At 73.0% G+C, this 13,833-nt stretch carries 2 protein-coding genes and 2 pseudogenes; all 4 read left to right on the top strand.

What is annotated here, in order from left to right; all coding sequences use genetic code 11:
- Positions 1-304: 304 nt before the first annotated feature.
- Positions 305-490: pseudogene (locus ACY5KJ_RS09855) on the top strand (response regulator transcription factor); the annotation flags it as partial.
- Between the two features lie 1,353 nt (positions 491-1,843).
- Entirely contained in the window at positions 1,844-2,737 is an 894-nt protein-coding gene (locus ACY5KJ_RS09850) for a helix-turn-helix transcriptional regulator (RefSeq protein WP_462203232.1), read from the top strand.
- Positions 2,738-4,179: 1,442 nt separating this feature from the next.
- A pseudogene (locus tag ACY5KJ_RS09845) lies at positions 4,180-11,629 on the top strand (SDR family NAD(P)-dependent oxidoreductase).
- A partial coding sequence (locus tag ACY5KJ_RS09840) for a beta-ketoacyl [acyl carrier protein] synthase domain-containing protein (RefSeq protein WP_462203231.1) occupies positions 11,622-13,833 on the top strand: 2,212 nt, incomplete at its 3' end. The pseudogene ACY5KJ_RS09845 and the gene ACY5KJ_RS09840, both read left to right, overlap by 8 nt.

Genomic DNA, 13,833 nt, shown 5'->3' with positions numbered 1-13,833 from the left:
GGGGGCGCCGAGCGGGGGGATGCCGAGCGGAGAGGTGGCGGTGCCCGCTCCCGCGTGGCCGGCCACCCCACGTCAACCCGTCATGAGTGGGCGAAAGGCACGTCCGGCCCTTATGACCCCCGCGGCGCGCTCGGCGCCGCCTAACTGTGACCGTCAGGGGGCCAACGTCCCGCGCGGCCCTCGCTCCGGTCCGGCGGGCCACGGCCTTGGGGTGGGAACGAGTCCGATCTCTCTAGGGCAGCCAGGGGCGCGCGAGCGCTCACCCGGTTCCATGGACGGGCGGGGACCCGGGGCGGGTGACCGGCTCAGCGACCGGGAACTCGCGGTCCTCAGCTATCTGCCGACGATGTTGACGACCGCCGAGATCGCCGCCGAGCTCTTCGTCTCCGTGAATACGGTGAAGACGCACCTGAAGAGCATCTACCGCAAGCTCGACGTGCCACGGCGTCGCGATGCTGTACATCGTGCGCGCGAATTGCGTCTATTGTAAATAGTCATACCCGGGACCCGTGTGACCGGGACCCATGTAGCCGGCATCGAGGTGGCCGGCATCCGTCTGGATCGTGTCGGACCCGGGCTGCGGTGGGCCGTACCGGTATGTGCCGAGCGCCGCCGTTCGTTCGAGGTGCCGCCCGATCGGGCCTGGTCCCGCCCGATCGGGCCGGGACCAGGCCCGATCGGTGTCCGCCCCGGTCCGCGGGTACGCGCGGTGGCCCGTGCCGGTGCCGGCAGGAAGGCATGGAGCAGGCAGATCATCGATGTCACGATCCCCATGATGATCAGGATCAGGCCCAGAATCTGGAGATCCACTCCGGTGGTGCGCCAGGTGAGCGCGTAGCGCAGGATGGCACCCATCACGACCAGGAAGACCGACCGCCCCAAGGTTATCGCCTTCGTACCTCTACCTCTTTCCTGTTTCCTGCCGTGGCTTTGGTCTCCCGCCGTGGCTTCGACCGGGGGCTTCGGCCGGGGGCTTCGGCCGGTCGATGATCGGCGCATGGCCACATCGCGGACCCCGGCCGCGCTCGATGGTGTCCGCGCTCGATGTGTCGTCGTCGTGGAGCGGCACCATGGGATGGGTGGTCCGTGCAGGGAGCGGGGAACTCCACCCCTCCGGGGCAGGCCGCGGGCCGCTGGCGAAACTGTGCGCTGCCGTTGTGGATACCCTGCGTGACCAATGTTCATGCTGTCGATGTTGGTCGGGATCCGAGGCTCACCCGTGCCGGAGGACGTTTTCCGGCTTCTTTCGCGACCGCGATCGAAGCCGGGGGAGCCAATCTCGTACTTGTGAGGTAGCCCCGACGGGTGGTGCCAGTGGGAGGGAAAAATCACCTCGAGCCACTGCCGGGGGCTGCCGGACGGCGTCATCCCAAACGTTTACGTGCGTTAAGGTCGCGTTTTCCCCGGCTGCGCCGAAGGTACGGGGTGAGTGTGATCAGGGGGCGTGGGTGACCGCTGGCGTAGCGAGGGAGATGGGCCCTACGCTTGCCGAACCTGTCCAACTTCGCCGGAAATCAACCTGGCGGCCTCGTCCCTAGCGGACGAGGCCTGGCGCCGGTTCTGAGTTCTGACCCCCCCGGAGGCACGTGTGACCGACCGAGTTTCCCGCCCGCATGATGTTATCGGTGAGGACGCACTACATCGGCCACGAATTGGCGTGACCGTCGACACATCCGCCGAGGCCGCTGCGGCGGGCCGGGTCGCGAGGCGTGTCTCCGCGAGCTCACCCGCACCGCTGACCCCGCCGCACCGCTCGCCGACCACCCGGCATTCCGCCGCCACCGGCGCCGGTGCGGGGCGACCGCTTCACCATCGCTCCGGCCCACCGGGGAGCGGTGTGCCGATGGGCGGCTCGCCGATGGGCCGCGGCGAGGTGCCGAGCGGCAGCGGCCGTGCGGTCCCGGCTGGCGGCCCGCCCGTCCGGTCCGCTCCGGTGGCGCGTGCCGCGCCGATGCCGCGGGACCTGGCTCTCGGCGCGGCCGAGTTGCGCGGCATCCTGCGCGTGGTGGAGGACTGCGAGCGGGCGTCGTCGCTGGCATCCTTCCGCGAGCGCGCCCTGGACGGCATGGCCCGGCATCTCGGTTACCGGCATTCCGCCTTCTTCCTGGGCTCCTCGCTCGAGACCGCCTTCCAGGACGCCCGGCCCACCGGTCGCGGGCTGGCGCTTCGACTCGCAGGCCCCTACCTGGAGCGTTACCGGGAGCTGGAGGCCCTCAGCAATCCGGACAGCCTGCGTTCGGTCCGCGAGCGAGGGCTCGCTACCCTTGACGATCTCGGCATCCCGGAACGCCCGGAGGTGCGGATGCGCCTGGAGCGGTTTCTGCGGGCACACGGCATCCACGCGAAGCTGCTCATCCGCCTGTTCGGTCCGTCGAACGTGGGCGCCGTGGTGTCCCTGTTGGATTCTCGGCCGGGGGCGTTCGGACCGCGGGACCGCGCCGTCGGGGCGGTTCTCGGTCGGCACCTCGGTAACCTTCTGCGGTTCTACATCCGGGCGGACCCGGGTCCGTCGGTCGCGGGCAAGCTGTCGGCGCGCGAGCGCGACGTCGTCCGTCTCGTCGCCGAAGGCCGTTCCAACCGCCAGGTCGCCGAGGCGTTGTGCATCAGCATCGACACGGTAAAGCACCATCTCACCCATGCGCTCGTGGCGACGGGGTGCACGAACCGGACCCAGCTGGCGATCGCGTGGCAGCGGGAGACGAGCGCGTTCGCGGCCCCCGGCAACCCGCGGCCCTGAAACTGTGACGTCATGAGGTCATGAGGCTGCTGCCGTGGATGTTCGATCCGCGGGATCCGCGGCGGTGCCGATGATCTACGACCTCGATCCGAGCCGCGAACCCCGGTGCGCGACCGCGCGGGGCGCGGTCGCCGGCACCTGATCCTCCGATGGCGGCAATCATGATCGACCTCTCCGTCGGGGCCGCCGGCATTTCGGCGCGAAGGGATGAGGCGAGAAGCCGGTCCCGATGATCGAACAGTGGCGGGAACGGACACGCTGCATGTCCGTTCCCGGTGCCGACGGTCGCGTGTCGATGATCCCACTCGAGTAACAAAGCCGGTCCGTGGTAATCGATCTGGCCTCGCCTGACCGGTCCCGACGGTCATGTCCTGCGCGCTCCGCGACGGCTGTCGCTTATTGTAGCTGAAATGTTGCCATTGGCATCCCTATTGAGGTCGTTGCCGGAAAGTTGATCGGATAAGCTTGCGATCGATGGCGCGCTGTGACTAGGTTGGCCGATGTCCCTTCTGGTCCGCATGGGGTCTGAAGGAGTCAGTCCCCGCCCGTCAGCGCCTGACCCGGCCGGCGGCGACCACGATCGATTTTCAGGACGGTGCCCGCCCGTGGTTCCATACCTCCCGGGGCGTCGTCCTCGCATCCGATTTCTCCAGGCCCTGCGCATGCGGGCGTGTGTTGCCGGGAAGTAGCCACATCTGTTCATCGCCGCATTGGGTGATCGATACCGAAGAGAAATCGCTGCGACCGGCGACCGGGATAGCGACCTGCGTGATACTCATTCGTAACCTCCATCGATGGCCGCGGCGATTGATGACGTCGCCCGGTGCACACCCCTGCAGGCTCTGTGTAATCCCGATCCGCGACATCCTCATCGATGTCCGGCGGTGGGCGAGCGGGCGACCGGATGCCGTCCGGACCTGGTCACGGCGACCGCGCCAGTGGTCCGACGGGCCCACGATCAACGCTGTGGTCCGGCACCACGCAATGATCCCAACCGGGCCGGCTAGTATTCCGCGCACGTTGGCAATCCCGTGTCGGCTAACCGGATGCGGCCGCCGTGGGACCGGGGGACACCAGTTCCGCGACAGCCTGTTGGGGGTTGGTTCGCTTTTCGCATACTCAGGGCGGATGCGGCTTCCCGGATGTCTGCCGTCCCGGCGGCACTGACCAGGAGGTCTGGATGATGCGGGCGGTCCTGTCGTCCGGAACAAGTCGATCATGCTGGTTCGGTGGGTGAGTTCTATGGCCTCGATGTGCCGCCGCGGCGATCGGGCGGCAGCGGACGCGCCGTCGGCCCCGGGTCTGCCGGCTGTCCGCCTGCCCTTGAGATACCCGCTCACGCGGACCAGCGATTACCCGCCCATGCGGACCAGCACAGCCCCCGCAGCCTCTGCCCCCTCAGCGCCCTGCCCCAGGCGGGGACCGGTCGGGAGGACCAGCCGATGACCACTGCACCCAGCCCGTCACCCGTGGCCTCGCCGGCCAATCCCGCCGACCGCGATCCGCTCGACGCCCGCGAGCTGGTCGTGGTGATCACGCCGTTCGCTGAACCGTCCGCGCCCCTGGTCGCCGCGGTGCAGCGGGCCGGAGGGCTCGGGGTGCTGGACCTCGGGTTGCTGGCCGGACCGGCACGTGACGCGCTGCGGGACGCCGAGCGGTGGGCGCCGGGCCGGTTCGGGGTGCGGGTCGCTCCCGGCTGCCCCCTCGATCCCGACGAGCTGCCCGCGAGCGTCGGGACCGTCGTACTAGTCGTCCGGTCCGGTCCGGATCCCCGATCCGGCCCCGTCGCGTGGGCGGACGCCGGGCCGGGTCCGGGGAGCCGCTGGGACATCGGCGCGCTGACGAGCCGGTTGCAGGCGAGCGGGCCGCGTGGAGAGGCGCGGCGCCGGGTCTGGGCGGAGGTCACCTCGGTCGCGCAGGCGTGCGACGCGGTGGCGGCGGGGGCCGAGGGGCTGATCGCGCGAGGCAACGAGTCCGGGGGGCCCGTAGGCGACCTCACCACCTTCACCCTCCTGCAACATCTGCTCGCGCAGGCGTTCGTCACCACCGAGGGCGCGCCGCTGCCCGTGTTCGCCGCTGGCGGGATCGGTCCGGCCACCGCGGCGGCCGCGGCGGCCGCGGTGGCCGGCGGCGCGGCCGGTGTGGTCCTGGACTCCCAGCTCGCCCTGGTGCGTGAGATGGAGCTGCCGGCACAGGTCGCGGCGGCGGTCCGCGCGATGGACGGTAGCGAGACCACCCTCCTCGCCGGCTACCGGGTGTACACCCGTCCCGATCTTCCTGTCGCCGCTATGGCGGGCGACGCCACGGCGATCCCGTGCCGGCTGGGTGCGCGTGATCTGCGTAACCAGTTCCTCCCAGTCGGCCAGGACGGAGCGTTCGCCGCCGATCTCGCCGACCGCCACGTGACCGCGGGCGGTGTCGTACGGGCCGTGCGCCAGGGCATCCGCGAGGGCATCGCCGCCGCCACCCGTACCCGTCCCCTCGCCCCCGGTGCGCCCTTCGCCGCTGCCCGCGGCCTGCGCCACCCGGTCGCGCAGGGACCGATGACGCGGGTCAGCGACCGGGCGGCGTTCGCCCGTGCCGTCGCCGATGAGGGCGGGCTGCCCTTCCTCGCCCTGGCGCTGATGAGCGGCGAGGACAGCCGCGCCCTGCTGGAGGAGACCGCGGACCTGCTCGGGGACGCGCCCTGGGGAGTCGGGGTCCTCGGGTTCGCCCCGGCACCGCTGCGGGCCGCCCAACTCGCCGCTGTGCATGACGTGCGTCCTCCCTGCGCGATCGTCGCCGGAGGCCGCCCGGCACAGGCGGCCCCGCTGGAGGCCGCCGGCATTGACACGTTCCTGCACGTCCCGTCCCCGGGGCTGCTGAACCGCTTCCTGGCCGACGGCGCGCGCAAGTTCGTCTTCGAGGGGCGTGAGTGCGGCGGGCACGTCGGGCCGCGGGCGAGCTTCCCGCTGTGGGAGGCGCAGATCGCCGGCCTGCTGGAGTTCGGCGCGACCGATCAGGCCGGTCCGGACTTCTTCGCGGGCCTGCATCTGCTGTTCGCCGGGGGCGTGCACGACGCCCGTTCCGCTGCGATGGTCGCCGCGGCGGCCGGGCCGCTCGCAGAGCGGGGCGCGAGCGTTGGCGTGCTGATGGGCACCGCGTACCTGTTCACCGCCGAGGCCGTCGCGTCCGGGGCGATCCTGCCGGGTTTCCAGCAGGCCGCTCTCGATTGTAAGCGCACCGTGCTGCTCGAGACCTCTCCCGGTCACGCCACCCGGTGCGTGGAGTCCGCGTACGTCCACACCTTTCTGGGCCGTCGCCGTGAGCTGATCGCCGCCGGCCACTCCCGCCAGCAGATGTGGGAGGAGCTCGAGGCGCTCAACCTCGGCCGGCTGCGGGTCGCGAGTAAGGGCCTGCGCCGTGAGGGCAGCGAGGTCGTCACGGTCGATCCCGCGGCCCAGGCCCGGGAGGGCATGTACATGATCGGGCAGGTCGCCGCCCTGCGTTCGCGGCGGACGAGCATCGCCGAGCTGCATGACGAGGTCACCGCGCAGGCCACGGCCGGGCTCGCCGCCCGGGCCGCCGAGCTGCGACCCGCCGAGCTGCGGTCCGCCGACCGGATCGCGGCGCCCGACCGTCCGGGCGCCCGGCCGCTCGACATCGCGATCGTCGGGATGTCCGCGATCTTCCCGGATGCCCCGGACCTGGCCAGCTTCTGGGCGAACATCGTCGCCGGCAACGACGCTATCCGCGAGGTCCCGGCCGATCGCTGGGACGCCGAGGTCTACTACCACCCGGACGCGGTGCTCAGGGACGCCGGCCGCAGGACTCCGTCGAGATGGGGCGGTTTCCTCCCGCAGGTGCCGTTCGACGCGCTGGCCTATGGCATCCCGCCGAAGTCGCTGCGCAGCATCGAGACCAGCCAGCTCCTCGCGCTGGAGGTCGCCGCCCGCGCGCTGCGCGGCGCCGGGTACGACGTGGGCCAGAAGGAGGTGGGCCAGAAGACCGTCGGCGAGGGCCGGGCGTTCGACCGCTCCCGCACATCGGTGGTCTTCGGCACGGAGGCCGGGACGGATCTCTCCGGTGCCTACAGCTTCCGCTCCCTGTGGCCGGCGCTGCTCGGGGACCTGCCGGCCGAGCTGGAGGAGTTCCTGCCGGAGTTGGACGAGGACTCGTTCCCGGGCATGCTCGGGAACGTCATCGCCGGCCGGGTCGCCAACCGGCTGGACCTCGGCGGGGTGAACTTCACCGTGGACGCGGCCTGCGCGTCGTCGCTCGCCGCCCTTGACGCCGCCTGCAAGGAGCTCGTCGCGGGCACCTCGGACATGGTGCTGTGCGGCGGCGTGGACACTCACGCGGGCGCCCACGACTTCCTGCTGTTCTCCTCTGTCCATGCGCTGTCTCCGGGCGGGCGGTGCCGCAGCTTCGACGCGGGCGCCGACGGCACCAGCCTTGGCGAGGGGGTGGCTGTCATCGTGCTCAAGCGGCTCGCGGACGCCGAACGGGACGGCGACCGGATCCACGCCGTCATCCGGGCCGTCGCCGGTTCCTCCGACGGGCGGGCCCTGGGGCTGACCGCGCCGCGCAAGGCCGGCCAGGTGCTCTCCCTGGAACGGGCCTACGGGCGGGCGGGGATCTCGCCCAGCGAGATCGGTCTGCTGGAGGCGCACGCGACCGGAACGGTCGTGGGGGACCGCACCGAGCTCGCCACCCTCACCGAGGTCTTCACCAACCACGGTGCGACACCGGGCCAGTGCGCGGTGGGTTCGGTGAAGTCGCAGATCCGGCACACGCGAAGTGCGCGGCGGGCCTGGCCGGTCTGATCAAGATGGCCAAGGCCGTCGAGACCGGGGTGCGGCCGCCGACCCTGCACATCGACACGCCGAACACCTATTGGGACGCCGAGACCAGCCCGTTCTACTTCGACGGCGTCGCCAAGCCGTGGGTCGCCCCGGCCGAGCGGCGCCACGCCGGCGTGTCGGCCTTCGGATTCGGCGGCACCAACTTCCACGTCGTGCTGTCCGCCTATGACGGCGGACCCGAGCCCGCCCACGGCCTCGACCGCTGGCCCGCGGAGTTGTTCGTCGTCCGCGGCACCGACCGGGCGGCGGCCACCCGGGCGCTGAACCGGCTGGCCGGGCTGATCGCCGCGAACGACGCGGCCGGACGGCCGTTCCGCCTGCGTGACCTCGCCTCCACCGTCTGCGCGGAACGCGGCGGCCCGGTCCAGCTCGCGTTCGTCGCCGACGACCTCGACGCGCTGCCCGCCGCCATCGACCAGGCGCGCACGTTCGCGTCGAACCCTCGGGCGGGCCTGTTCGCCCGGGACCAGGACGCGGATCCGGGTGCCACCGCGTTCCTCTTCCCCGGCCAGGGCAGTCAGCGGCCCGGCATGCTCGCCGACCTGTTCATCGCCTTCCCACGGCTGCGGTCCGTGCTGGACCTCGCTCCCCGGTGGGCAGACACGATGTTCCCGCCGGCGGCCTTCTCCCGGGAGCAGAAGGCCGCCCAGGCAGCCGCGATTACTGACACCCGCGCGGCCCAGCCGACGCTGGGGCTCGCCGGGCTTGCCGTTCACGACCTGCTGACCAGTCTCGGGGTGCGCCCGGACCACGTTGCCGGGCACTCCTACGGCGAACTGGTCGCGCTGTGCGCCGCCGGGGTACTGGACCGGCGGGACCTCATCGGCCTGAGCGAGGCCCGTGCCGCGGCGATCCTGGCGGCCGCTGGCGACGACCCGGGCACGATGGCGGCGGTCTCCGCGTCGGTCGAGCAGGTCCGCGCCGCGCTCGACGGGGCCGGTGCGGGTGGGGAGGCCGGACCGGGCCGGGTCGTCGTGGCCAACCACAACGCCCCGCGGCAGAGCGTGATCTCCGGGCCGACGGACGCCGTTGCCGCCGCCGTGGCGGCTCTCGGCCGGGCCGGCATCAGCGCCAAGCCGATCCCGGTCGCGTGCGCCTTCCACAGCCCGGTGGTGGCGGGAGCGGCGACGGCGCTGGCCGCCCGGCTCGATGAGGTCGAGGTCGAGGCGCCGACCCTGCCGGTCTGGTCCAACACGACCGCCGGGCCCTATCCCGGCAGCCCGGACGAGGTGCGGGCGATGCTCGCCGGCCAGGTGGCGGCGCCGGTCAGGTTCGTCGAGCAGATCGAGGCGATGTACGCCGCGGGGGTGCGGACCTTCGTCGCGGCCGGGCCCGGCCGCGTCCTGGCGCAGCTCGTCGGCAGGATTCTGGCCGGTCGACCGCACCGGGTGGTGGCCACCGACGTCGCCGGCGAGCCGGGGCTGCGCCGGTTGCTGCTGGCCCTCGCCGAGCTCGCCGCCGTCGGCGTCGAGCTCGACCCCTCCGCGCTGTTTACCGGCCGCGACGCCCGGGTGGTCAGCGCGACGGACCTGCCGCGCCGTCCCGGCTGGCTCATCGATGGGGCCTACGTGCGCACGCCCGACGGCCGGTTCCTTCCCGGTGGGCTGCGGCCGCCGACCCGGCTGACGGCGCGGACGACTTCACCCGGGGTCGCCTCCGTGCCCGAGATCGTCGGCGTGCCCGAGATCGTCGGCGTGCGCGGGTTCGTCGAGGACACCGTGACGCCGCCCCTCCCGTTCGACCGCACCGGCGTGACCGACCACAGCGAGACGACCGACGACCCGGCGGCGGGGCCCGCCGGACTGGCCGAACTTGGAGGTGACGGATCGGTGGACGCCGTGGTGCTGGAGTTCCTGCGGACCACCCGGGAACTGGTCGCGGCGCAACGTGACGTCGTACTGGGCTACTTGGGCATCGACCCGACTGGCCTGGCCCGGCCGGGCCAGCTTCCCGAGGGGCGGCCGGCGGACTTCGTGCCGCCGCGGCCCCGGGCCGTGCCGGACGTGGCTGCCGCGAGTCGGGTGGTGCCGGACCGGGCCGCGGTGTCGGCTGCGGTGGTGGGGGTGATCGGGGAACAGACGGGTTATCCGGTGGAGATGCTGGAGCCGGATCTGGATCTTGAGGCTGACCTGTCGATCGACTCGATCAAGCGGACGGAGATTCTGGGGGAACTGGCGCAGCGGCTGGGCCTGGTGGATGCCGGGTCGGGGGAGCTGGGCGAGGAGGTCGTCGAGGAGCTGGCGGCGATCAAGACTGTCCGCGGCATCGTCGACTGGATCGTCGCGTCGGTGGATCCGGATGCCGTCGGCGCGACCGAACCGGCTGAGCCCGCCGGGTCCGGTCGGTCCGCCGGAATCGCGAAGTCCGGGGGGCCGGCTCGACAGCCGCGATCCCGCTACGGCGGTTCGTCGTCGAACCGGAGATCGTCCCCGTGCCCTCGGCCCCGGAGCCGGTCGGGCGGGCCGGGTCGCTGGCCGGGGCCCGCTTCCTTCTCGTCGAGGGCGGTCTCGGGGTCGGACTCGAGCTCGCCACGTTGCTGGAGCAGGCGGGTGCCGAGGCCCGCATCCTCGCCGCCGACGACCGGGGCCTGGTCGGCCAGATTCGAGCCGGCGCCGGCGCGGACGGCCTGGTGTGGATCGCCTCGATCGATCCCGGCGCCGGCGACCACGCCGTTCTTCCCGCCGCGTTCGCGGCACTGCGGGCCGCGGCTCTCGGCGGCAGCCGGCGGATGCTCGTCGCGACCGGGCACGGCGGGCGCTTCGGTCGCCCGTCGCCTCACGGCACCGGGGCGCTCGTCCCGGGCGACGCCGGGGACGAGGGGATCCAGCTGACCCCGGGGATGGGCCTCGCCGGCCCGGTGCGCACGATCGCCTGGGAGGTTCCCAACATCGCGGTCCGCCTCGTCGACGTCGAACCGAAGGACGAACCGCGTCGGATCGCCGAGAGCCTGCTCGTCGAGCTGCTCACCCCCGGCGGGCCGTCCGTGGTGGGCTACCGTGACGGGGTCCGCGCGACCCCGCGGATCCGGCCGGTGGAGCTGGGCGTCGCGGGCGAAGTCGGCGAAGTCGGCGACGTGGGTGCGGCGGGCTACGCAGGCGAACTGCCCGCCGGGCTCGGCCCCTCCTCGGTGGTGCTGCTCACCGGTGGCGCGCGGGGTATCACGGCGGCCGTCGCCGTGGAGCTCGCCCGGCGCAGCGGCTGCGCCATCGAGTTGATCGGGCGCACCCCACCGCCCACCGGACCGGAGGATCCGGTGACGGCGGATGCGCTCGACGCCCCGGCGCTGCGCCGCGCGCTCGTCGCCACCGGCGTCCGCCGGCCGGCCGAGATCGAGTCCCAGGTCGCCCGGTTGCTCGCCGAGCGGGAGGTGCGCACCACGCTGGAGGTTCTTGGCCGGCTGGCCTCGTCGGTGCGTTACCACGCGGTGGACGTGCGTGACGGTGCCGCTGTTGCCTTGGTCGTGGCCGACGTCTACGCCCGCCACGGTCGCCTCGACGGCGTGGTGCACGGCGCGGGCATCCTGGCGGACCGGCTCCTGCGGGATAAGACGCCCGAGTCGTTCGACCAGGTGTACCGAACGAAGATCGAGGGTGCCCGGGCGCTGCTGGCGGCGCTGCGGGACGACGTCGGCTTCGTCGCCCTGTTCGGGAGTGTCGCGGGCGTCTTCGGCAACCGCAGCCAGGTCGACTACGCCGCCGCGAACGACGCCCTGGACACGCTCGCCGGTGCCTGTGCGGGCCGCTTCGCCGGCCGGGTGGTCAGTGTCGACTGGGGTCCCTGGGGATCGGCGCGGGACTTCGTGGCACGGGCCGGCGGACCGGCCCCCGCGGTGGCCGGGGGCGCGGTGGCCGGTGCGGCCGGTGTGGCCGGTGTGGCCGGTGGTGGGATGGTCTCCCCGGAGCTTGCCCGGGAGTACGCGCGCCGTGGCATCGGCCTGATCGATCCCGCCGACGGGGTGGCCGCCCTGCTGCGGGAGCTGGCCGCTCCGGCGGGCACGCCCGCGCAGGTCGTCTACATGTGCGCCTCGGTGGAGTCGTTCGATGCCTGAGCCCGGTGCCGGGCCGGGGGGGCGGTCGGCGTCGGGATCCCGGCCTGCGCCCGGGGGCGGCGCCCCACCCATCGCCCTGGTCGGGATGGCGGCGCTGTTCCCCGGCGCCGGCGACCTCGGCACCTTCTGGGGCAACATCGTCGGGGGCGTCGACGCGATCCGGGAGGTGTCGCCGGAGCGTTTCGACGTCGACGACTACTTCCGCCCCGACCTGTTCCGCCCCGACCCGCCCCGCGGTGACCGTCCCGGCGCCGGACCGGGCGGTGCGGGTGGACCGGGCGGTGCGGGCGGTGCGGGCGACGCCTTTTACTGCCGGCGTGGCGGTTTCGTCGAGGAGTTCGCGTCGTTCGACCCGGCCGCGTTCGGCATCATGCCGCTCGCCGTCGACTGGACCGAACCCGACCAGTTGCTGTCCCTGCGGCTCGCCGCCGCGGCGATCACGGACGCCGGCGGTCCCGAGCGGCTGGGGGACGCCGAGCGTGTCGGGGTGGTGCTCGGCCGCGGCGGCTACGTCGGTCCCGGGGTCGCCAAGCTCGAACAGCGGGTGCGCACCTCCCGCCAGATTGTCACGACGCTGCGCGAGATCCTGCCCGACCTGCCGGCCGAGGCCGTCGAACGGGTCCGGGAGGCGTTCGTCGCCCAGCTCGGACCGCAGCGCCCCGAGGCGTCCATCGGGCTGGTGCCGAACCTCGCCGCCTCCCGCATCGCCAACCGGCTCGACCTGCGCGGACCCGCCTACACCGTGGACGGGGCCTGCGCGTCATCGCTCATCGCCGTCGACATGGCGATGAGCGACCTCGGGTCCGGCCGGACCGACGCGATGATTGTAGGTGGCGCCCACATCGTGCACGAGGCGTCGTTCTGGAGCGTCTTCACCCTGCTGCGGGCGTTGTCCCCGAGTGAGATCATCCGTCCCTTCGACCGGCGGGCCGACGGCATCCTCATCGGCGAGGGCGTCGGTATGGTCGTCCTCAAGCGGCTCGCCGACGCCGAGCGCGACGGCGACCGGATCTACGCGGTGCTGCGGAGATCGGCCACGTCCAGTGACGGCCGGTCCGCCTCGCTGATGGCCCCGGCGGTCGAAGGCCAGACGCTCGCCGTCCGCCGGGTCTGGGCGGATGCCGGGCTCGACCCGACGGCGCCGGGTGCGATCGGCCTCGTCGAGGCGCACGGCACGGCCACCCCCACTGGCGACGCTGTGGAGCTCGCCACCCTCGGCCGGATCTTCGGCACCGCGCCGGCCGGGCCGGCCGGGCCGGGGCGGGCGGACATCGGGATCGGTTCCGTCCAGTCCATGATCGGTCACGCGATGCCGGCCGCGGGCGCGGCCGCTCTGATCAAGACCGCGCTGGCGCTGCACCACCGGGTCCTGCCGCCCACGCTGCACTGCGACGAGCCGCATCCGGCGTTCGCGGGCAGCCGGTTCGCGCCGGTGCGCGCCGCCGTCGAGTGGGACACCCCGGCCGGCGGCGGTCCCCGCCGAGCGGGGGTCAACGCCTTCGGGTTCGGCGGCATCAACGCCCATCTGGTGCTGGAGGAGGCGCCGGCACCTGCGGCGGTGACGGCGGCCCGTACGTTCGCCGCCCCGGCGGTGACCACGGTGGACCGGGCGGCCGACCCGGACGTCGATCCGGACGCCGAACCGGTGCTGCTGTTCGCCGGGGCCGACGCGGCTGACCTGCTGGCCCAGCTCGACGTCCCGGACGCGGAACTGCTCGCCCGCGACGACGCCGCGGCCCCGCCGACCGGTGGGCCGTGGCGGCTGGCCCTGGTCGCGCCGACCGCCCGTCGGCTGGCGCTCGCCCGCACCGTCGTCGAGCGCGGCACCCCCTGGCGGGGACGCAACGACCTGTGGTTCACCCCGGCGGGGATGTTCGCCCCCGCGCGGCCGGGTGGGGACTCCCCGGCGCAGACCGCCTTCCTGTTCTGCGGCCTGGAGGACAAGTTCACCCCGCGGATCGACGACGTCTGCGAACATTTCGGGCTGACGAAGCCGGCCCTCGACGACACCGGGATGCTCGGCCGGCATGGCGTCGCGAGCGTTGAGGTCGGCCGGATCCTCGATGTGGCGCTGCGGCGGCTCGGGATCACCCCGGACCTCGTCGGCGGCCACAGCATCGGCGAGTGGAACGCGATGATCTCCTGTGGGCTGATCACCGACGAGTACACCGACGACTTCCTCGCCGGCTTCGACCCGACCGTCC

The organism is Frankia sp. CcWB3 (assembly GCF_977927595.1).
Note: the sequence above shows the minus strand (reverse complement) of the source record. Positions and strands in the feature narration are given on the sequence as shown.

What these genes read in the sequence shown, in the direction of transcription:
- ACY5KJ_RS09850 (WP_462203232.1), top strand. Translation starts at nt 1,844, where the DNA reads ATGGGCGGCTCGCCGATGGGCCGCGGCGAGGTGCCGAGCGGCAGCGGC.